Origin of the sequence: Bradyrhizobium sp. CCBAU 11357 (genome assembly GCF_028128865.1) — a bacterium.
Classification (GTDB): domain Bacteria; phylum Pseudomonadota; class Alphaproteobacteria; order Rhizobiales; family Xanthobacteraceae; genus Bradyrhizobium.
In genome coordinates this window covers 665,582-686,191 of record NZ_LBJW01000017.1, presented here as the reverse complement: position 1 = coordinate 686,191, position 20,610 = coordinate 665,582, and the positions used below count along the sequence as shown (strand labels likewise).

The 20,610-nt window shown below is 65.0% G+C and carries 22 protein-coding genes and 1 pseudogene; 9 read left to right on the top strand and 14 right to left on the bottom strand.

The annotated features are described in order from the left end of the window. Positions 1-49 precede the first annotated feature (49 nt). The gene (locus XI05_RS08405; RefSeq protein WP_271500345.1) at positions 50-295 is read left to right on the top strand and encodes a hypothetical protein; all 246 of its coding nucleotides are present in this window, start codon (positions 50-52) and stop codon (positions 293-295) included. Positions 296-438: 143 nt separating this feature from the next. On the opposite strand, the gene XI05_RS08400 is transcribed toward XI05_RS08405, so the two are convergent. The 3 genes from XI05_RS08400 to XI05_RS08390 form a co-directional block, all read right to left on the bottom strand. Then, a complete protein-coding gene (locus tag XI05_RS08400; protein WP_172787319.1) occupies positions 439-642 on the bottom strand; it encodes a hypothetical protein in 204 nt (67 codons plus the stop codon). A 71-nt stretch (positions 643-713) separates the two neighbouring features. Further along, on the bottom strand, positions 714-842 hold the full coding sequence (locus XI05_RS08395; RefSeq protein ID WP_257187568.1) for a hypothetical protein: 129 nt from the start codon (positions 840-842) through the stop codon (positions 714-716). Between the two features lie 114 nt (positions 843-956). Continuing rightward, entirely contained in the window at positions 957-1,151 is a 195-nt protein-coding gene (locus tag XI05_RS08390; RefSeq protein WP_271500653.1) for a hypothetical protein, read from the bottom strand. 96 nt (positions 1,152-1,247) lie between these two features. On the opposite strand from XI05_RS08390, the gene XI05_RS08385 reads away from it, so the two are divergent. Continuing rightward, the gene (locus XI05_RS08385; protein WP_271500342.1) at positions 1,248-1,766 is read left to right on the top strand and encodes a hypothetical protein; all 519 of its coding nucleotides are present in this window, start codon (positions 1,248-1,250) and stop codon (positions 1,764-1,766) included. 3 nt (positions 1,767-1,769) lie between these two features. On the opposite strand, the gene XI05_RS08380 is transcribed toward XI05_RS08385, so the two are convergent. Next, positions 1,770-2,063 carry a hypothetical protein gene (locus tag XI05_RS08380; RefSeq protein ID WP_172787317.1) on the bottom strand — a complete coding sequence of 98 codons (294 nt, stop codon included), beginning with the start codon at positions 2,061-2,063 and terminating at the stop codon, positions 1,770-1,772. Between the two features lie 276 nt (positions 2,064-2,339). Between XI05_RS08380 and XI05_RS08375 the strand changes: the two genes are divergently transcribed. Continuing rightward, complete coding sequence (locus XI05_RS08375) at positions 2,340-8,633, top strand: HAMP domain-containing protein (RefSeq protein ID WP_271500340.1); 6,294 nt, start codon at positions 2,340-2,342, stop codon at positions 8,631-8,633. A gap of 13 nt (positions 8,634-8,646) precedes the next feature. Beyond that, positions 8,647-10,134 (top strand): HWE histidine kinase domain-containing protein, encoded by a 1,488-nt coding sequence (locus tag XI05_RS08370; RefSeq protein WP_271500337.1) that lies wholly within the window; start codon positions 8,647-8,649, stop codon positions 10,132-10,134. Here the strand turns inward: XI05_RS08370 and XI05_RS08365 are convergent. Further along, positions 10,131-10,352, bottom strand: a complete 222-nt coding sequence (locus XI05_RS08365; protein WP_271500335.1) for a hypothetical protein — start codon at positions 10,350-10,352, stop codon at positions 10,131-10,133. The two genes, XI05_RS08370 and XI05_RS08365, sit on opposite strands and share 4 nt — an antisense overlap. A gap of 140 nt (positions 10,353-10,492) precedes the next feature. Between XI05_RS08365 and XI05_RS08360 the strand changes: the two genes are divergently transcribed. Both XI05_RS08360 and XI05_RS08355 read left to right on the top strand, forming a co-directional pair. Next, positions 10,493-10,753 carry a hypothetical protein gene (locus XI05_RS08360; RefSeq protein WP_271500332.1) on the top strand — a complete coding sequence of 87 codons (261 nt, stop codon included), beginning with the start codon at positions 10,493-10,495 and terminating at the stop codon, positions 10,751-10,753. Positions 10,754-10,848: 95 nt separating this feature from the next. Further along, the gene (locus XI05_RS08355; RefSeq protein WP_271500329.1) at positions 10,849-11,091 is read left to right on the top strand and encodes a hypothetical protein; all 243 of its coding nucleotides are present in this window, start codon (positions 10,849-10,851) and stop codon (positions 11,089-11,091) included. A gap of 98 nt (positions 11,092-11,189) precedes the next feature. On the opposite strand, the gene XI05_RS08350 is transcribed toward XI05_RS08355, so the two are convergent. Next, positions 11,190-11,411 carry a hypothetical protein gene (locus XI05_RS08350; protein ID WP_172787311.1) on the bottom strand — a complete coding sequence of 74 codons (222 nt, stop codon included), beginning with the start codon at positions 11,409-11,411 and terminating at the stop codon, positions 11,190-11,192. A gap of 115 nt (positions 11,412-11,526) precedes the next feature. Between XI05_RS08350 and XI05_RS08345 the strand changes: the two genes are divergently transcribed. After that, positions 11,527-11,721 carry a DUF3072 domain-containing protein gene (locus XI05_RS08345; protein ID WP_271500327.1) on the top strand — a complete coding sequence of 65 codons (195 nt, stop codon included), beginning with the start codon at positions 11,527-11,529 and terminating at the stop codon, positions 11,719-11,721. A 149-nt stretch (positions 11,722-11,870) separates the two neighbouring features. Further along, complete coding sequence (locus XI05_RS08340) at positions 11,871-12,179, top strand: DUF6496 domain-containing protein (protein WP_246570604.1); 309 nt, start codon at positions 11,871-11,873, stop codon at positions 12,177-12,179. 6 nt (positions 12,180-12,185) lie between these two features. Here the strand turns inward: XI05_RS08340 and XI05_RS08335 are convergent, their stop codons facing one another. Together XI05_RS08335 and XI05_RS08330 are read right to left on the bottom strand one after the other, a co-directional pair. Continuing rightward, positions 12,186-12,548, bottom strand: coding sequence for a hypothetical protein (locus XI05_RS08335; protein WP_172787308.1), 363 nt, complete (start codon positions 12,546-12,548; stop codon positions 12,186-12,188). A gap of 263 nt (positions 12,549-12,811) precedes the next feature. Then, complete coding sequence (locus XI05_RS08330) at positions 12,812-14,359, bottom strand: Do family serine endopeptidase (protein ID WP_271500324.1); 1,548 nt, start codon at positions 14,357-14,359, stop codon at positions 12,812-12,814. Between the two features lie 205 nt (positions 14,360-14,564). Here XI05_RS08330 and XI05_RS08325 point away from each other — a divergent pair, with 205 nt between their 5' ends. After that, entirely contained in the window at positions 14,565-15,401 is an 837-nt protein-coding gene (locus XI05_RS08325) for a universal stress protein (protein WP_271500322.1), read from the top strand. Between the two features lie 21 nt (positions 15,402-15,422). Here XI05_RS08325 and XI05_RS08320 read toward each other — a convergent pair whose 3' ends face one another. The 6 genes and pseudogenes from XI05_RS08320 to fba form a co-directional block, all read right to left on the bottom strand. Then, positions 15,423-15,635 (bottom strand): hypothetical protein, encoded by a 213-nt coding sequence (locus XI05_RS08320; RefSeq protein ID WP_271500320.1) that lies wholly within the window; start codon positions 15,633-15,635, stop codon positions 15,423-15,425. Positions 15,636-15,837: 202 nt separating this feature from the next. Continuing rightward, positions 15,838-16,576 (bottom strand): annotated as a pseudogene (gene rpe, locus XI05_RS08315) (ribulose-phosphate 3-epimerase). Further along, on the bottom strand, positions 16,573-17,508 hold the full coding sequence (gene cbbX, locus XI05_RS08310) for a CbbX protein (protein ID WP_271500314.1): 936 nt from the start codon (positions 17,506-17,508) through the stop codon (positions 16,573-16,575). The pseudogene rpe and the gene cbbX overlap by 4 nt, the downstream one beginning before the upstream one ends. A 97-nt stretch (positions 17,509-17,605) precedes the next feature. Continuing rightward, the gene (locus XI05_RS08305; RefSeq protein ID WP_271500311.1) at positions 17,606-18,010 is read right to left on the bottom strand and encodes a ribulose bisphosphate carboxylase small subunit; all 405 of its coding nucleotides are present in this window, start codon (positions 18,008-18,010) and stop codon (positions 17,606-17,608) included. A gap of 10 nt (positions 18,011-18,020) precedes the next feature. Next, complete coding sequence (locus XI05_RS08300) at positions 18,021-19,481, bottom strand: form I ribulose bisphosphate carboxylase large subunit (RefSeq protein ID WP_271500308.1); 1,461 nt, start codon at positions 19,479-19,481, stop codon at positions 18,021-18,023. Positions 19,482-19,519: 38 nt separating this feature from the next. After that, on the bottom strand, positions 19,520-20,602 hold the full coding sequence (fba, locus tag XI05_RS08295) for a class II fructose-bisphosphate aldolase (RefSeq protein WP_271500305.1): 1,083 nt from the start codon (positions 20,600-20,602) through the stop codon (positions 19,520-19,522). Positions 20,603-20,610 lie beyond the last annotated feature (8 nt).

The following is a 20,610-nucleotide window of genomic DNA, read 5'->3' as shown; positions in this document are numbered from 1 at the left end:
GTTGGTTCGTTGAGTAAACTACTCAACCTACTCAATTTGCGTAATCGCCATGAACGACCTTCGCGCCGAGCGCCTTCAGGTCATGCTCTCGCCGGAAGAGTTGGCCGCCGTCGACGATTTCCGGTTCAAACACCGCATGCCGACGCGGGCGGCAGCCGTCCGCGAACTCCTCAAGTTCGGACTGGCCGCTGTGGGCGTCGATGCCGCTGCCGGCGTGAAGTCGAGCAGCTTCGGCGTGTTCGGCCGCGGGCCTGAGGGACATACTCAGGGGGATCCGGAGAGCGGCGGCGGCTGACGCACATAAGCCTCTTCCACAAGCAAACGACCCCGGCACGGTGGGTGCCAGGGCCGTCCTTGGAGATGCTTCCGGCGCACCGGGGGCATGACGACCGGAAGCAATCCGTCGACTCGTCCCGCGCGAATTCGTTCCTGTGACAGCTAGCCTGTGGCGTCGCTCGAGCCGTCCGGCATGGCGCCGGAACCCGGCGTCTTGCTGTTGTCGTTCAGCTTGGGATCGCGCGTCGCTTCCCGCGAGGGCGAGCCTTTCGGATCCGTCTTGTGCACGGATTGCGCACGTTCCTTGTCGCGGGGCTGCACCTCCCCACGCTTGTCCTTGACGATGCCTTGATCGGAATGGGCCATGATGCGCTCTCGCTTCTCCTGATGTGTCGGAGCGCTTACGCATTACGGCCGTGAATGTTCCGCTGCTGCAATCAGCTGCGCGCGGCGTGAACGGCAGATGCATTCTCGAGATGCACCTGTCGCACCGTCGTCACCGTCGCGAAAGCGACGGAGACGCCAAAGGCGAGAATGAGGGAAAGAAGAGCCAGACGTGGAGCCATCGCCAAACCTCCTTCTGCAACTGGAAATCGCCGCGATCGACGTTCCCCGGATGATCCCAAATCAGTTGCGTGCCTTCCGTGAGCGGTCTCACATGCAGATTCGTGAGGCCGAGTTCACCCGTTCCGGTTTGGAGCTGCATGAGCCGGAACGGGGGAAATTTCGCCATCGAGCCAATCCTGCTCGTTGGCCAGCGCCGTCCAGGCGTCGGCCATGCGCGAATAGCGCTTATGGGCGGGCTGTCCGTCGGCACGCTCGGCAAGCTGAAGACAATTGTCGGCGTTGTCTCTGAAGATGTCAGACTGTTTCATATAAAAGACGTGGGGACGGAACTCCTGCGTCGCAACCCGCTTACCGGATCGTAATGGTTCAGGGAACTTTCGCACGGCGTTGGTCATTTAAGATCGATGCGAGTTGTCGCCGCAATCATCCTGGCATTCATCAGCACATCGGCGCTTGCCGACAGCGTTGCCGAACGAAAGCACGGCGAACGGCCACCTTCCGCGATCGAGGTGATCAGCGGGGTCTACAATTTCAGCCGGTTTCAACAGGGGCTGCTCGAGAACACCGACCTCAAGGGCAACGCGGAGGTCAAGAATCTCGCCGCCTTGCGCGCCGAGGAAGCAGTCAAGCGCGACAAGAGGCTGAAGGAGGTCCAGGAGGCCATCGGCGCGGAACTGCACATCGGTAAGGCAGCACTCGCCTCTCCAAGCGCGAGCCTCGTCGAGCCCGAAATGTCGGACGGCCCGGCCTACGTCAGAAGCTTCTATGCCGCGCAGATTCCCGAATATGAATCCATCATCGGCCTGCTCGAGCGCTACCTGGTGGCGCCCGACAATGCGGCGCTCGCAGCGTTCGCGCGCGAACAGCTGCCGCTGCTGCGCGCGCAGGTCAGGGACGCCGAGCGCACCATGGCGGACAAATAGCCTCTACTTGTCGCTCGGACGTTGCTGGCTTTGCGGCCGTACGGTGCGGTCACTCTCCGGCATCTTGTCGCGGCCTGCATCGCCGTTGTCGTCCTTGCCGCCGGACGACGACGTGCCGCTTCCGCTTGGATTCGAGCGGGTGGCCGCTCCGGTGGTCGGCGTGTCCGCCCGCGGGTTGGCGGAGCTTGCGGCGGGGTCGCCCGTCACGGACCCACGCCCGCTCGGCGCACCGCCCTGAGCCAGGGCCGATCCCGCGGCAAGCACGATAATGGCGATGGCGGCAAGTCCTGCTTTCATATCCGTTCTCCCTGTCTGCGCTGGCTAACCGTCGGGCTCGGCGCTCCGTTCCGAAGGATGGACGCCGACGGACGCATGGGGCGACCGGACCCGGGGCATTTCTTTCCGAGCGGTGTGGAACCAAATCGGGGGATCGTGGTTAGCTCGGTCGGGCTGAGCAAAGCGGGTTCCATTTCCCGGCGCCATACGTTGGCGCTTGATTTCGAATTTGGCTGACGCTCTATTCGACCAACGCGTCTTGCCTCGGATTCGGCCGACGCCTGCGGGGGAATCAGTATGAGCGACCTCGATCCCGGAACTGCATCACGCTCCGGTCGTCGCGTCCCAAAGCCAAAAATCAACGGTACGTCCGAGCCGGATTCCCGGGCGGAACTGCTACTCGCCTTGCAGGCGATGCGCAGCGGTGACTTTTCGGTCCGCATGAGCGGCGACTATCTCGGCATTGACGGCAAAATTGCCGACACTCTTAACGAAATCATCGCAGCCAACCAGCGCATGGCACAGCAGCTCGAGCTGGTCGGCCAGGTGGTGGGGCGCGAAGGCAAGACCCGCCAGCGCGTGAAGTTCGGCCTCGCCTCGGGCTCCTGGGCCGACATGGAAGGTTCGGTCAACACGCTGATCGACGACCTGTTGTGGCCGACGCGCGAGGTGACGCGCGCCGTCGCCGCCGTGGCACAAGGCGACCTGCTCCAGACCGTCAAGCTCGACGTCGACGGCCGTCCGCTCGGCGGCGAGTTCTTGCAGTCGGCGACCATCGTCAACACCATGATCAAGCAGCTCGGCGTGTTCACCTCCGAGGTGACGCGCGTGGCGCGCGAGGTCGGCACCGAGGGCAAGCTCGGCGGACAGGCCCAGGTGCCCGAGGTGACCGGCGTCTGGAAGGACCTCACCGAGAGCGTCAACTCGATGGCGAACAACCTGACCAACCAGGTTCGCAACATCGCCGAGGTGACGATCGCGGTCGCCAACGGCGACCTCTCCAAGAAGATCACGGTCGACGTCCGCGGCGAGATCCTCCAGCTCAAGGAAGCCATCAACACGATGGTTGACCAGCTGCGCTCGTTCGCCTCGGAAGTGACGCGCGTGGCGCGCGAGGTCGGCACCGACGGCAAGCTCGGCGGCCAGGCCATCGTGCCGGGCGTCGCCGGCACCTGGAAGGACTTGACGGACTCGGTCAACGCGATGTGCGGTAACCTGACCGCACAGGTGCGCAACATCGCCAACGTCACCACCGCCGTGGCGCGCGGCGACCTCTCGCGCAAGATCACGGTGGACGTGCGCGGCGAAATCCTGGAGCTGAAGGACACCATCAATACCATGGTGGACCAGCTCAACTCGTTCGCCTCGGAAGTCACGCGCGTCGCGCGCGAGGTGGGCACGGAAGGCAAGCTCGGCGGCCAGGCCCAGGTGCCCGGCGTGGCCGGCACCTGGAAGGACCTCACCGACAACGTCAACTTCATGGCCTCGAACCTGACCGCGCAGGTCCGCAACATCGCCGACGTCGCGACCGCCATCGCGAGCGGCGATTTGTCGAAGAAGATCACGGTGAACGTCTCGGGCGAAATCCTTCAGCTGAAGGAAACGCTCAACACCATGGTCGACCAGCTCAACGCCTTCGCCGGCGAAGTCACGCGCGTCGCCCGCGAGGTCGGCACCGAGGGCCGGCTCGGCGGCCAGGCCAACGTGCTCGGCGTCGCCGGCACCTGGAAGGACCTGACCGAGAGCGTCAACTCGATGGCCTCGAACCTGACCGCGCAGGTCCGCAACATCGCGGAGGTGACCACCGCAGTCGCCGGCGGCGACCTCTCGAAGAAGATCACCGTGGACGTGCGCGGCGAAATTCTGGAGCTGAAAGACACCATCAACACCATGGTGGACCAGCTCAACGCCTTCGCCGGCGAAGTCACGCGCGTGGCGCGCGAGGTCGGCACCGAAGGCAAGCTCGGCGGTCAGGCGGTGGTGCGCGGCGTCGGCGGCACGTGGAAGGACCTCACCGACAGCGTCAACTCGATGGCCTCGAACCTCACCGGCCAGGTCCGCAACATCGCCGAGGTCGCAACCGCGGTGGCGAAGGGCGACTTGTCCAAGAAGATCACGGTGAACGTGTCGGGCGAAATCCTTCAGCTGAAGGAAACGCTCAACACCATGGTCGACCAGCTCAACGCCTTCGCCGGCGAAGTGACGCGCGTCGCCCGCGAGGTCGGCACCGACGGCAAGCTCGGCGGCCAGGCCGACGTGCCCGGCGTCGCCGGCACGTGGAAAGACCTGACCGACTCCGTGAACTCGATGGCGGGCAACCTCACCGCCCAGGTCCGCAACATCGCCGAGGTCGCGACCGCCATCGCCGGCGGCGACCTGTCGCGCAAGATCACCGTGGACGTGCGCGGCGAGATCCTTCAGCTCAAGGACACGCTGAACACGATGGTCGACCAGCTCAACCGCTTCGCGGGCGAGGTGACGCGCGTGGCGCGCGAGGTCGGCACCGAAGGCCGCCTCGGCGGCCAGGCCAACGTGCCCGGCGTTGCCGGCACCTGGAAGGATCTCACCGACAGCGTCAACTCGATGGCGGGCAACCTCACGGCCCAGGTCCGCAACATCGCCGAGGTGACGACCGCGGTGGCGCGCGGCGACTTGTCGCGCAAGATCACCGTCGACGTGAAGGGCGAAATCCTCGAGCTGAAGAACACCATCAACACCATGGTCGACCAGCTCAACGGCTTTGCCGGCGAAGTCACGCGCGTCGCGCGCGAGGTCGGCACCGAAGGCAAGCTCGGCGGCCAGGCCGAAGTGCCCGGCGTCGCCGGCACCTGGAAGGACCTCACCGACAACGTCAACTTCATGGCCTCCAACCTGACGGCGCAGGTCCGCAACATCGCCGAGGTCGCGACCGCCATTGCCGGCGGCGACCTGTCGAAGAAGATCACGGTGGACGTGCGCGGCGAGATCCTGCTGCTCAAGGACACCCTGAACACCATGGTCGAGCAGCTCCGCTCCTTCGCCGCCGAAGTCACGCGCGTGGCGCGCGAGGTCGGCACCGAAGGCCGGCTCGGCGGTCAGGCCGTCGTGCCCGGCGTCGGCGGCACCTGGAAGGACCTCACCGACAACGTCAACCTCTTGGCTGCGAACCTCACCACCCAGGTCCGCAACATCGCCGAAGTCACCACGGCGGTCGCACGCGGCGACCTCTCGCGCAAGATCACAGTGGACGTGAAGGGCGAAATCCTCGAGCTGAAGAACACCATCAACACCATGGTGGACCAGCTCAACGCCTTCGCCGGCGAAGTGACGCGCGTGGCGCGCGAGGTCGGCACCGAGGGCAAGCTCGGCGGCCAGGCCCAGGTGCCCGGCGTCGCCGGCACGTGGAAGGATCTCACCGACACCGTCAACTTCATGGCGGCGAACCTGACCGAGCAGGTCCGCGGCATCGTCAAGGTGGTGACCGCGGTCGCCAATGGCGATCTGAAGCAGAACCTCACCGTGAAATCGAAGGGCGAGGTCGCGGCTCTCGCCGACACCATCAACAACATGACCGAGACGCTCGCGACCTTCGCCGATCAGGTGACCTCGGTGGCACGCGAGGTCGGCGTCGAAGGCCGGCTCGGCGGCCAGGCCAACGTGCCCGGCGCCGCCGGCACCTGGAAGGACCTCACCGGCAACGTCAACCTGCTCGCGGCCAACCTGACCTCGCAGGTGCGCGCGATCGCGGAAGTCGCAACCGCGGTGACCAAGGGCGACCTGACGCGGTCGATTCAGGTCGACGCCCGCGGCGAAGTGGCGGAACTGAAAGACAACATCAACACGATGATCACCAACCTCCGTCTCACGACGGACGTGAACACGGAACAGGACTGGCTGAAGACCAACCTCGCCAAGTTTACCAACATGCTCCAGGGCCAGCGCGACCTCACCACCGTCGGCCGGCTGCTGCTCACCGAATTGTCGCCGCTGGTGAACGCCCACACCGGCGTGATCTACCAGGTCGAGAACGAGAACGATCCCCAGCTCCTGCTGCTCGCTTCCTACGCCAGCGACGGCGTCTACCCCTATCAGCCGGTGCTGCAGTTCGGCGAAGGCCTGATCGGCCAATGCGCCTTCGACAAGCGGCCGCGCGTCGTCTCCGACATTCCGTCCGACGTGGTGCCGATCAACTCGGCGCTGTTCCGCGTCGCACCGAAGAACCTCGTCGTGCTGCCGGTCCTGTTCGAAGGCCAGGTCAAGGCCGTGATCGAGCTCGCCTCGCTCGTCTCCTTCACGACCTCGCAGATGACGTTCCTGGAGCAGCTCACCGACTCTATCGGCATCGTGCTCAACTCGATCGAGGCGACGATGCAGACGGAAGGTCTGCTCAAGCAGTCGCAGCAGCTCGCCGGCGAGCTGCAGACCCAGCAGCGCGAATTGCAGCAGACCAACGACCAGCTCGAGCAGAAGGCGCAGCAGCTCGCCGAGCGCAACGTCGAAGTCGAGCGCAAGAACCAGGAGATCGAGCAGGCCCGCCGCGCGCTCGAGGAGAAGGCGACCGAGCTCGCGCTGACGTCGAAGTACAAGTCCGAATTCCTCGCCAATATGAGCCACGAGCTGCGCACGCCGCTGAACTCGATCCTGATCCTCGGACAGCAGCTCAGCGACAACCCCGATGGCAACCTCTCGGCCAAGCAGGTCGAATTCGCCCGCACCATCCACGGCGCCGGCACCGACCTCTTGAACCTCATCAGCGACATTCTCGATCTCTCCAAGATCGAGTCCGGCACGGTGACGGTCGACGCCGAGGAAATCCTGACCGCGAACCTGCTCGAGACCGTCGGCCGGCCGTTCCGGCACGAGGCGGACAACCGCAACCTGTCGTTCAAGATCGACGTCGATCCGAACCTGCCGCGCAGCATCGTGACCGACTCCAAGCGGCTGCAACAGGTTCTGAAGAACCTGCTCTCCAACGCCTTCAAGTTCACCGCCGACGGCGAAGTGCGCCTGAAGGTCACCGGCGCCATCGGCGGCTGGGGGACGGATCATCCGGTGCTGAACTCGGCGCCGGCCGTGATCGCCTTCGAAGTGTCCGACACCGGCATCGGCATTCCCCTGGAGAAGCAGAAGCTGATCTTCGAGGCGTTCCAGCAGGCCGATGCCGGCACCAGCCGCAAATATGGCGGCACCGGTCTCGGCCTTGCGATCAGCCGCGAGCTTGCCAGCCTGCTCGGCGGCGAGATCCACTTGCGCAGCGCGCCGGGCAAGGGCTCGAGCTTCACGCTCTATCTGCCCTTGAAATATTCCGGCCCGACCCTCGCGCCGCGGCCGCCGGCGTCACAGCAATACAGTCAGACGCCGGCGCTGCAGCCGGCCGCGCCCGACCAGCAGCGCGTCATCGAGCAACTGCCCGACGACCGCCTCAACCTCGAGCCCGGCGACACCATCCTCCTGATCGTCGAGGACGACCCGCATTACGCCCGCGTGCTGGTCGATCTGGCCCGCGACAAGGGCTTCAAGGTCCTGGTCGCCGCGCGCGGCGCCGAGGCCCTCGAGCTCGCCAAGCAGTACCAGCCGACGGCCGTCTCCCTCGACGTCTTCCTGCCCGACATGCTCGGCTGGACCGTGCTGAGCCAACTCAAGCACAATCCGCTCACCCGCCACATCCCGGTCCAGATCATCACGCTCGACGAGGACCGCCAGCATGCGCTGGCGCGCGGCGCGTTCTCCTTCGTCAACAAGCCGACGACGACCGAGGGCGTCTCGGCCGCGCTGACGCAGATCAAGGAATATGCGCGGCCGCGGCGCAAGCGGCTCTTGATCGTCGAGGACAACGAGGCCGAGCAGCTCTCGATCCGCGAGCTGCTGCACCACGACGACATCGAGATCCTGGTCACGGATACCGGGGCCGGCGCGCTCTCGACGCTGCGCGAGCAGCCCTGCGATTGCGTGGTGCTCGACCTCAGGCTGCCCGACATGAGCGGCTTCGAGGTGCTCGATCAGATCCGCAACGACGAGGCGTTGTCGAACATCCCCGTCGTGGTGTTCACCGGCCGCGAGCTTTCCGCCGAGGAGGATGCCGAGCTCCACACCATGGCACGCAGCATCGTGGTCAAGGGCGTGGAATCGCCCGAGCGCCTGCTCGACGAGACCGCGTTGTTCCTGCATCGCGTGATCACGGAGCTGCCGGTCGAGAAGCAGCGCATGCTGGAGAAGCTGAACAGTTCCGACGAGGACCTGATCGGCAAGATCGCCCTGCTCGTCGACGACGACGCCCGCAACATCTTCGCCCTGTCCAGCGTGCTGGAACGACGCGGCATGAAAGTGCTGACGGCGACGACGGGCAGCGAGGCGGTGACACTGGTCGAATCCAATCCGGAGATCGCGATCGTGCTGATGGACATCATGATGCCGCAGATGGATGGCTACCAGACCATCGGCGTGATCCGCGAGAATCCGGACTTCTCCCGTCTGCCGATCATCGCGTTGACCGCCAAGGCGATGAAGGGCGACCGCGAGAAGTGCCTCGAAGCCGGCGCGTCCGATTACCTCGCCAAGCCGGTCAACACCGATCAATTGCTGCTTGCGATCCGCATGTGGCTGCATCGCTGAGTTGGACCCACGTATGGACCAGGAAAAGGTCAACATCCTGCTCGTCGACGATCAGCCGGCCAAGCTGCTCGCCTATGAGGTGATCCTGAAGGATCTCGGAGAGAACCTCGTGATCGCCTCCTCGGGCCGCGAGGCGCTGGAGGTGCTGCTCAAGACCGAGATCGCGGTGATCCTGGTCGACGTCTGCATGCCCGAGCTCGACGGCTTCGAGCTCGCCGCGATGATCCGCGAACATCCGCGCTTCCAGAAGACCGCGATGATCTTCATCTCGGCCATCCAGGTCAGCGACATCGACCGGCTGCGCGGCTACGAGATGGGCGCGGTCGATTACGTGCCGGTGCCGGTCGTGCCGGAGGTGCTTCGCGCCAAGATCAAGGTGTTTGCCGAGCTCTACCGCAAGACGCGCGAGCTCGAACGGCTGAACCACGAGCTCGAGGACCGCGTCCGCGCCCGCACCGCGGAACTGGAGGCTTCCACCGCGAAGCTGCGCGAGAGCGAGCAACGGCGCAGCATGGCGATCGCGGCCGGCAAGATGGGGTCCTGGGACTGGGACTGGATCAGCGGCGATTGGATGTGGGACGAGGGGCAATACCGCATCTTCGGCGTCAGCCCCGAGGATTTCGAGGTCACTCCGGCCAGCGTTCAGGCCCTGTTGCACCCCGACGACGTCGATCAGTTGCGCAAGGCGATCGCCGAATTCAACAAGGGCACGCGCGCCTACGAGACGGAGTTCCGCATCGTGCGGCCCGACGGCGAGGTGCGCTGGTGCGTCGGCACGGCGGCTGCGACGATGGATGAGAGCGGGCGCGTGGTGCGCGTCAGCGGCGTGACCGTCGACATCACCGAGCGCAAGCGGGCCGAGGAGCGGCAGAACCTGCTGGCGCGGGAAGTCGATCACCGCGCCAAGAACGCGCTGGCGCTGGCGCAGTCGATCGTGCGCCTCACCCGGGCCGACGAGGTCAAGGCCTATGTCAATGCCGTCGAGGGGCGCATCAATGCACTGGCGCGCGTGCACACCATCCTGTCGCTGTCGAGCTGGCAGGGCGCCGAGCTCTCCAGGCTGATCGACGAGGAGCTTGCGCCCTATTCGCTCGGCGGCCAGATCAAATTGGCGGGGCCCGAAGTTCAGCTGCTGCCGGCGACGGCGCAGACGCTGGCGCTCGCGCTGCACGAGCTCTTCACCAACTCGGCCAAGTACGGCGCGCTCTCGACCCGATCGGGGCGGCTCGCGATCGGCTGGCAGGTCGACGCCGAGCGGCTCACGCTGAGCTGGGAGGAATCCGGCGGTCCCCTGGTCAAGACCCCGAAATCGCGCGGCTTCGGCACGCGAAGCCTGCTTGCGAGCATCGAGTCCCAGCTTGGCGGACAGGCGCAGTTCGATTGGCGCGCCGAGGGCCTGTTGTGCCGTCTGGAGGTGCCGTTGACACGCAAGAGCGCGACGACCGCAACCGGCAAGTTCGACACCGCAGGCGCTGCCGAATTGCAGCGCGCATCCGGCTAGCCGGACGCTGCGCTCGTCATGCGCTGAGCCGTGCGCGGTTCGCGCGCGATGCGCCCTTCGAGCCAGGCTTCCGTTCGCGCGAGATCGCGCAGCGCCCTCGCGTAGCGGCGAGCCGCGCTCCGCTCCGCGCCACGCGGGAGCTTGCGCGCCTTGCGCAGCATGTCCGCGGCTGCGTTGCGATAGGCCAGCGAGCGGTAAAGAAAGACGACCTTACCCATATCGATGTTCCCGTTTTACTGGGGCTCATCTTGGCAAGCCCGGCATGAACGCCGGATGAAGCGGGCGATGACAATTCCTTCAGCGGAACGGAACCAGGGAATCACGAGCGCGTTGGCGTGGCAGTTCGGGATGCCGTCCCATGCGCACCAACAAGAAGTCGTCCGAGCTGATCTCTGCCAGCGGCCTTATCAGGCTGATGACGCATGCAATGATGGGCGCAGCGCTCGGCCTCACCTTCAGCCTCACGCTCGTCCTGTCCAATCCAGCCGTGGCCAACCTGCTGAACAACGGCGGGGGCCAGGCCGCGACGGTCTTCGCCCTCACCTTGGTGACGACCTTCGCGATCGGCGCGACGCTCACCGGCGCCGTGTTCATCCTGGCCGAGGACAAGCAAACTTGAAGCGTGCGTGACGCACGGAAGATGCTTTGCCGGGAACTCCTGCCGCGAGGCGCGGTTTGCTGCCTGCGTCAATTTAACACAGGGAGTTCCCCCGCATGAAGACGACCAAGCTCGCTCTCGCCGTCATGGTAGCAATTGGCCTTGCCGCCACGCCGGTCGTCGCCCAGGCCAAGTCGCACAAGGCCAAGCATGGATCCTCGACGTCATCGTCGCAGACCACCGGCGCCAACACCAAGTCTTCCAAGGGCGCTGACCCCACGGGCCAAGGCGGCGCCGGCTCCGGCTCCGATCAGAGCGGCACCATGACGAACAAGGGCAGCATGACCAACACCAAATAGGCGCTCCCTGGAATCATGGAGGGCCCCGCCATTGCGGGGCCCTCTGTCTTCTATCTTATCTTGGGTCCGGCACTTGGCGGTATCCGGCGCCAACGATCTCAGCGGCGCTCGGCTGCGCGCGCGGGATTGCCGCCTGTCTTCACGGGACGCAGGCGCACCCGGTCGCGGACGTCAGGCAGAACGTCGCTGCCGCCGGCCGCCTTCCATTCGGCAATCAGGAGGTTGATTTTCCGGCGCAGGTCCATCTGCGCCAGGGCCCTTTCCGTGCAGTCGCGATCGCGCTCGACGAGGTCGCGCACCGACGCCTCGACGTCGGCCATCTCAAGCCTCAAGGCTCTGATTTTACGTCGAATTTCATTAATTCTGTTGTCCATGGCTTGTTAGAACAAAATAAGAACATATAGTCAAGTCACGATTTCAGGACGGAGACGCCAGATGCAGGTTCAAGGTAAATACGACGCCAGATTTGTACTTGGCGAGCAGATGACGCGGGCGCAGGGCCTGAAGCTGAAGCGGCTGAGCGAAGAGGCCTATCAGCCCGGCCAATATGCGCGGGATCTGTCCTTCGGCGAGGCCGCACGACGCATCCAGGCGCTGGAAGCGGAGATCGAGCTGGCAAATTCCTTCTAGAGCATGGTCCGGAAAAGTGTGCGGCGGTTTTCCGAAGCCTAAAGCGCGATGACGATTCATCCTAATCGCATCGCGGCTTTAGCTGCGCCGCCCGCGCTCCCGGAACCATGGCTGTGCCGAATGGTTCTCCTCGCCGAGGGAGGACATGCATGGCACGCAAGGCAAAGAAACGCCGCTACTCAAGCAGCTCGGGCAGCGATGTCGCCAGCGAGATGCGGCGCTACAAGAAAGGCACCGCGAAGAGCGGCCGTGGCGGGCGCGGCGGCCGCGTCAAGAGCCGCAAGCAGGCGATCGCGATCGGATTGTCGAAGGCGCGCAAGAAGGGCAAGAAGGTCCCGAAGAAGGCTTCGAAGCGCAAGAGTGCCAAGAAGACGTCCAAGAAATCGTCGAGGACGTCGTCCAGGAAATCATCGAGCAAGAAATCATCGAAGCGCAAATCATCCAAACGGTCGCGCTGACCGGTCTCAGATCATGCTCCCAGGCATGAAGCAGCGGATCGAAATCCCGAACGCAGTCTTGACCGGCCACACCATGGTGCGGCCGGCCCGGTTCGGCTCGGTGATGACGGCTTCATCCGGCACGTCGATCCACTGCCCGTCGAGGCGCACACGGTAACGCCCGTTGTGCGACTCCCAGTCGGGATCGGCGACGGCGAAACCGTCCGCATCCGAGCAGCACGGACCGAGATGGCTGCGCAAACTGTCGAACCATGGCTTCAGAGGGGAATCCGCGTAGCGGCCGTCGTCGCGCCCGAGGGCGTTTCCGCCGGAGAGCACCAATGGCGCCACCAGCAGCGCACTCCTCAGCGAGACCTTCAATCGATCCATGTCGGCACCGATCTCATGTGAACCGCCGGCGAGTTCCACAAAGCGCCGCGAGGTTCGAAGTTCCACGCTTGCAACCCCTCTCAGCGGCGACGTTGCCGCAGAGCACCGAGGCACCTGGCGAGTGTGATCAGCGAACACGGCTTTTTCGGACGCACCCGGTCACCCTACCTGCCGTTAACGAGAATGTTATCGGACCTGGCGAGCTCGTGTGCGAAAGGCGGCCCGAGGCCGCCTTTCTGGATTTGTAGCGGTCGAGGTTCGCGTCAGGCGAGTGGCACCGCGACGAAGCGGGTGGCCTCCGCGCTTCTGATCTGCAGCAGCACGCTGCGCTTGCCCGACGATTTGGCCTGCGCCAGCTCGGAGCGCACCTCGCCGACACTGCTGACAGCCTTGCCGCCGACATTGAGGATGACGTCGCCGGTCCGGATGCCGCGTTGCGCGGCCGGGCCTTGCGGATCAACCTCGGTGACGACCACGCCGTTCTGGCCTGCGCCCTGAACGTCACCTGCCGGCGCCAGGCTGAGGCCGAGGCGTGGCGTGCCGGCACCCGGCTGACCCCTCCCCTCGTCGGCATTGCCATGGCCCTTGGCCTGCCGCTCGTTCGGCAACTCGCCGAGCGCCAGGGTCACGGTCTTGCTGCCACCCTTGCGGAAGACATCGAGCTTCACGGACGTGCCCGGCGCCAAGCCGGCGATGGTGCGGGCGAGATCGCGGGAATCCTTGATCGCGCTGCCATTGACGGCGGTGATGACGTCCCCCGCCTCGATGCCGGCCTTCGCCGCCGGGCTGCCATCTTGCGGATTGTCGACGATCGCGCCGCGTGCCTCCTTCAGGCCGAGGCTGTCGGCAATATCCGAGGTCACCGGCTGCACCTGCACGCCGAGCCAGCCGCGGGTCACCGCGCCCTTGTCCTTCAGCTGCGCGACGACGAGCTTGGCGGTCGAAGCCGGGATATCGAAGCCGATGCCGACCGAGCCGCCCGAGGGCGAGAAGATCGCGGTGTTCACGCCGATGACGTTGCCGTTCATGTCGAAGGCCGGGCCGCCGGAATTGCCCTTGTTGATCGGCGCATCGATCTGGATGAAGTCGTCATAGGGACCATTGCCAATATCCCTCCCGCTGGCCGAGACGATGCCCGCGGTCACGGTGCCGCCAAGACCGAAGGGATTGCCGACGGCGACCACCCAGTCGCCGATGCGCGGCTTCTGGTCGGAGAATTTGACGAACGGAAAGTCCTTCTTGCCGTCGACCTTGATCAGCGCGAGATCGGTCTTCGGATCGGTGCCGACGACCTTCGCGGTGTAGGTCGTACCGTCGTCCATCGTCACCTGCACGGACTGGGCGTGATCGACGACGTGATTGTTGGTCACGGCATAGCCGTCCGCGGAAATGAAGAAGCCGGAGCCTTCGCCCGTGATCATCTGGTGGCGCTGGCGCGGCATGCCGTTCGCACCGCCCGGGAAGCGGAAGCCGAACTGCCGCGAGAACTGGTCGAACGGCGAGTCCTCGTCCGAATCCATCCGGTTCTGCTGCAGCATCGCGCTCTTGTCGTTGTCCTGGTCGATTTTGACCCGGACCGAGATCACCGCGGGTTTGACCTTGCTGACGAGATCGCCGAAGCCGGGCGGCGTCGCGGCGGCTTCGGCCGCCTGAGCCGGCGCAACCAAGGAGGTGATGCCGAACGGCGAAGCGCCCGGCGCAATGGCCAGGGCGGCCACGCCCAGCGCGGCCACGGTGCCGAGCAGCGCGAGCCGGCGCGGCCGCAAGATCTTGCGAGACGTGGTGATGTCGGAATTGACGCGATCGTTCATGTCGAAATATCCATGTTGAGCAGGTGTCGCCTTGCCCTCAACATGGTCGCTGCCACCTTACGGCGTCCCGTCCGTCCGATTAAATCTCGGCAAAGAATGGATGAGCGGGCGCAGCAGGCAATCTGGAGGTTTGATGCAGCTCAACGCGCCGCCTTCGCGCAGTGAAAAACTGCGACCATCCGATGATGCTCAGCGGAGGCGCGCCATGTACAAAGACATTCTCGTCCACATTCCCACCGAACGTCCCATGCGTCCCGCGATCGAGGGCTCGATCTCGCTTGCGGCGAAGCTCAACGCGCATCTCGACGCGGTCGCGGTCGGCTATGTCGCCACCAGTGCGGCTTACGTCATGGAAGGCGGCGCGGCGGTGGCGGCCGTGTTCGAGCTGGAGCGCGAGCGCGCCGTGGAGCGGGCCGAGGCTGCGCTCGCGGTATTCAAGAGCGAGGCGGCGAACGCCGGCATCTCCTATACCTGCCACGCACTCGGCGCGATCCCGGTGGATGCAGCCGGCTCGCTCGGCGAGATGGCGCGTTTGCACGACCTCAGCATCGTGCTCCAGCCCGATCCGGCGCAAGGCGCGTTCGACAACGACGTGCCCGGCGAGATCCTGTTCCAGGCGGGCGGCCCGGTGCTGTTCCTGCCCTACACGTTTCGAGGAGCCTTCAAGGCGAACCGGATCGGCATCTGCTGGGACGGCAGTCGCCTTGCCGCCCGCGCCATGCGCGACGCGGCCCCGTTCCTGGCCCGCGCCGAAGAGATCGTGATCATCAGCGTCAACGAGACCGACGCCGTCGCCGGTGAAGCTTCAGCACACGGCCTGGCCAGACATCTCGGCCGGCGCGGACTGACGACCCGCATCGTCGGCCGGACGGCAACCCGCGCCGAGATTCAGCCGATCATTCTGTCGCTGGCGGCCGACGAGAACCTGGATCTCCTGGTGATGGGCGGCTACGGCCATTCGCGGTTGCAGGAGCGCGTTCTCGGGGGCGTCACCCGCGCCATGCTGGAAGCCATGACGGTCCCGACGCTGATGTCCCATTGAGGCGAGCCCGGCTCGGCGCCGTCACGCCGCGACGGGAGCTGTCCATGTCGCGGGCGCGGCGGCGTCTTTGTCGCGGTGCACATTGCACGCGTCGAAATGCGCCTGGAGCTCGATTTCAGCGAGATGTTCGAAATGTTCGGCCTGGCCGAGGAGTTCCCAGGTCTGGAGCGGCCGGTAGGCCGCCTGCTGACGGCAGAGGGACGCCAGCGCCCGGTAGCGACGTACGTTCTCCATGAGACCCTCCCTCGCGTTCACAGGCTTATTCTCCTTATTTGCGTCAGGCCGATGGCGCTTATGCAAAACATTTGCTGCGCGCTCAACGCGCCTGAGCCAAGTTAATTTTCGAGAAGCGCCGGTAAGGATTTTAGTTCCAAACGTCAGGGCAAGTGGCGCGCCTTGGCACATCGCACCTACATCGGTCCGCGGCTTCCACAGTTTACCGGATGAGCGCACTTTCTCCGGTCCGCTTCGGGGGGCGCGGAACCATCTTGCAGCCTGGGAACCCGACCCGTCGCCGCGGCGATGCGAATAGCCGCAATATTGGTGGCATATTCGGCAGCACTCTTGCCGTGAAACACGGCGGAGCCTGCGACCAGCGTGTCGGCGCCCGCTGCAGCCACAGCCGCGGCATTGTCGCGCGTGACACCGCCATCGACCTCGAGGCGGATCGGCCGCTCGCCGATCATGGTTCTGATCCGCCGGATCTTATCGATCTGCGATGCGATAAAGGATTGGCCGCCAAAGCCGGGGTTGACCGTCATCACCAGCACGAGATCGATGCGATCGAGCACATATTCGATCACCGTCTCCGGCGTCGACGGACAAAGGCTGACGCCAGCCTTCCTGCCGAGCGAGCGGATCGCCTGGAGCGAGCGGTCGAGATGCGGACCCGCTTCGGCGTGAACAGTGATGACGTCAGCGCCCGCCTTTGCGAACGCTTCGATATAGGGATCGACCGGTGCGATCATGAGGTGCACGTCGAAGACCTTCTTCGTCAGCGGCCGGATCGCCTTGATGACGTCAGCACCAAAGCTGATGTTGGGGACGAAATGACCGTCCATGACGTCGCAATGGAGCCAGTCGGCGCCGGCCGCGTCGATCGCGGCGATCTCCTCACCGAGACGCGCGAAGTCTGCGGCCAGGATCGAGGGAGCAATAAGGATCTCGCTGGTCATGCCTTCACGCTCCTTTCCGCGCCCGGACCGCCGCTGAAGACGCGGCTTGCAAGGACATCCGCCGGGTCGATGGTTTCGAGGTCGGCGACATCGAGCATGCGATCGAGATCGGACACCAGCCGATCGGCCTGCCGCAGGCGGATGCGGTCGACGGCGTTGCGGATCGAGCGCGCATTGGAGAAGAACGGCTGCGTCCGGCGCAGCGCGATGTATCTCTCCAACGCCTCGCGCGCCGCGGCCGAGAGACGATAGCCGCGCTCCTTCAGCATCAGCTCGGCAATGACGAGCAGCTCGGTCTCTGCATAGTCAGGGAATTCGATGTGGTGGGCGATGCGCGAGCGGAAGCCGGGATTGGAGGCGAAGAAGCTCGTCATCCGCTCGCCATAGCCGGCGAGGATCACGACGAGGTCCTCGCGCTGGTTCTCCATGACCTGGAGCAGGATCTCGATCGATTCCTGGCCGTAGTCGCGCTCGTTGTCGGGGCGATGCAGGTAATAGGCCTCGTCGATGAACAGCACGCCGCCCATCGCCTTTTTCAGGATCTCCTTGGTCTTCGGCGCGGTGTGGCCGATATACTGGCCGACGAGATCGTCGCGCGTCACCGAGATCACTTGCCCGCGCCGCACGAAGCCGAGCCCGTGCAGGATCTTGGCCATGCGCAGCGCCACGGTGGTCTTGCCGGTGCCGGGATTGCCCGTGAACGACATGTGCAGCGTCGGCGGCGCCGATGCCAGCCCCGCACGCTGCCGGATGCGCTCGATCAGCAGCAGCGAGGCGATCTGGCGCACGCGGCTCTTCACCGGCTTGAGCCCGATCAGCTCCTGATCGAGCTGCTGCAGCGTCTCGGTGATTCCGGCCGCTTCAGCCTCCTTGCGGAGATCAAAATGGGTCTCGCTGTGTTCGGTTGTGGTTGCGTGGGGGACATCGAGCATGGCTACCCTCGAAGAAAAGAGCTTCGCCGCGGGAGGCGGCGAAGCAGTGGTCCGCCAGGATACGAAGCAGGGAGAGCTCCGCGCGGAAGCGGATGACCTAAGCTGGTGCGGGCGCCGGCTTTCGAGCCGTGGTGTAGCGGATCGCGCGACCGCCGACCTCCTGGCGCACCAGCTCGAACTCCGTCTCTTGCTTCGGCCGGTTGACGAGGAAGGAGATCCGCACCGATTCCCAGCCGTGGCTGGAATCGAAGCCGCTGATGCGGATGTAGCGGTCGCTATAGACCCTGCGGCACTCGGCGAGCTCCATCATCACGCCGGCGGCGTCCTGGAGATCGAACATCGGCAGGCTCCACATCTCCCAATAGGTGTTGCGGGGATGCGGATCGTCGGTGAACTCGATGTTCACCGCCCAGCCATTGGCGAGACAGTACTGCACCTGGCGGGTGATCTGCTCGTCGGTCAGATCCGGCAGGTACGAAAAGCAGCCCTGGGTGATCTTCATCTCAATCTCCTCAGACGGTTTCCAGCGCCGTCGGCACGAAGTCCGGCGTGTCGGTGGATTGATAGTTGAAAGTGACGTCCTTCCAGACCTCGAGCGCGGCCTTCAGCGGCGTGCAGGTCTGGGCTGCCTTGGCCAGGATCTCCGGGCCTTCGTGGACATAGTTGCGGCCCTCATTGCGGGCGAGGATCATCGCTTCCAGCGCCACGCGATTGGCGGTCGCGCCGGCCGCAATGCCCATGGGATGGCCGATCGTGCCGCCGCCGAACTGCAGCACGACGTCCTCGCCCAACAGGTCGAGCAGCTGGTGCATCTGCCCGGCATGGATGCCGCCGGAAGCGACCGGCATCATCTTGTTGAGGCTCGCCCAGTGCTGGTCGAAGAACAGGCCGTGCTCGAGCTTGGTCGGATTGAAATCCTCGCGGCAGACATCGTAATAGCCGCGCGTGGTGTTGGGATCGCCTTCGAGCTTGCCGACCACCGTGCCGGCGTGAATGTGGTCGACGCCGGCGAGCCGCATCCATTTGGCGATGACGCGGAACGACACGCCGTGGCTCTTCTGTCGGGTATAGGTCGAATGACCGGCGCGATGCAGATGCAGGATCATGTCGTTGCGTCGCGCCCACTTGGCCATGGACTGGATCGCCGTGTAGCCGATCACGAGGTCGATCATCACGATGCACGATCCGAGCTCTTTCGCGAACTCCGCGCGCTCGTACATGTCCTCCATCGTCCCCGCGGTGACGTTGAGGTAGGTGCCTTTCACCTCACCGGAAGCCGCCTGCGCGCGGTTCACCGCCTCCATGCAGTAAAGGAAGCGATCGCGCCAGTGCATGAAGGGTTGTGAGTTGATGTTCTCGTCGTCCTTGGTGAAGTCGAGCCCGCCCTTCAGCGCCTCATAGACCACGCGGCCGTAGTTGCGGCCGGACAGGCCGAGCTTCGGCTTCACGGTTGCGCCCAGCAGCGGCCGGCCGAACTTGTCGAGCCGCTCGCGCTCGACCACGATGCCGGTCGCCGGCCCCTGGAACGTCTTCACATAGGCGACGGGAAAGCGCATGTCCTCGAGGCGCAGCGCCTTCAGCGGCTTGAAGCCGAACACGTTGCCGATGATCGAGGCCGAGAGGTTGGCGATCGATCCCGGCTCGAACAGGTCGAGATCGTAGGCGATGTAGGCGAAATACGAGCCGGGCGAACCCGGAACGGGATCGACGCGGTAGCACTTGGCGCGATATTTCTCGGCCGCGGTCAGGCGATCGGTCCACACCACCGTCCAGGTCGCGGTCGAGGATTCGCCTGCCACGGCAGCTGAGGCCTCGATCGGGTCGACGCCCTCTTGCGGCGTGACGCGGAACAGCGCGATGACGTCGGTGTCCTTTGGCGTGTAGTCGGGCTCCCAATAGCCCATGCGCTTGTACTCCATCACGCCGGAGCGATAGCGCTCTTTGCCGCGGACCGTGCCTGCATGTGCGTTCATGTCTCTCTCCTGCTCTTTTCACTCTTCTTGCTGATTGGTTAAGCGGCAACAGGCTCGCGGGTGATGCGCGGGTCCAATTCGCCCGCCCGATAGCGCCGCGCCATCTCGCTCACCGGGACCACCTTGATCTTGCTGGCGTGGCCTGCGGTGCCGAACTGTTCGAACCGCTCGCGGCACAATTCGCGCATCGCGTCCATCGCCGGCTTCAGGAACTTGCGCGGATCGAACTCGGAGCGCGTTTCCGCCGCCACCTTCCGGAACACCGCGGTCATCGCGAGGCGGCAGTCGGTGTCGATATTGACCTTGCGCACGCCGCTTCGGATGCCGCGAACGATCTCCTCCACCGGCACGCCCCAGGTCTGCGGCATCTCGCCGCCGAACTGGTTGAACATGTCCTGCAGCGGCTGCGGCACCGAGGAGGAGCCATGCATGACCAGATGCGTGTTCGGCAGCCGACGGTGGATCTCCTCGACCACCTGCATCGCCAGGATGTCACCATCGGGCTTGCGGCTGAACTTGTAGGCACCGTGCGAAGTGCCCATCGCGATCGCCAGCGCATCGACCTTCGTCGCACGGACGAAGTCGACGGCCTGGTCCGGATCGGTCAAGAGCTGGTCGTGGCTGACCTTGCCCTCGACGCCGTGGCCATCCTCCTGCTCGCCGCCGCCGTGCTCGAGCGAGCCGAGCACGCCGAGCTCGCCTTCGACGGAAGCGCCAACCCAATGGGCGAGATCGACGACGCGGCGCGTGATCGCGACGTTGTAGTCATAGTCGGCCGCCGTCTTGGCGTCGGCCTTGAGTGAGCCGTCCATCATGACCGAGGTGAAGCCATGCGCGATGGCCGAGGCGCAGGTCGCTTCGTCATTGCCGTGGTCCTGGTGCATGCAGAGCGGAATGTCCGGATAGGTCCGCTCCAGCGCGTCGATCATGTGCGAGAGCATGAGATCGCCGGCATAGCTGCGCGCGCCGCGCGAGGCCTGGATGATGACGGGCGCATCGACCGCGGCCGCCGCCTGCATGATCGCAATGCCCTGCTCCATGTTGTTGATGTTGAACGCCGGCACGGCGTAGCCGTGGCTGGCAGCGTGATCGAGCAATTGGCGAAGGGTGATACGGGCCACGGGTCGTC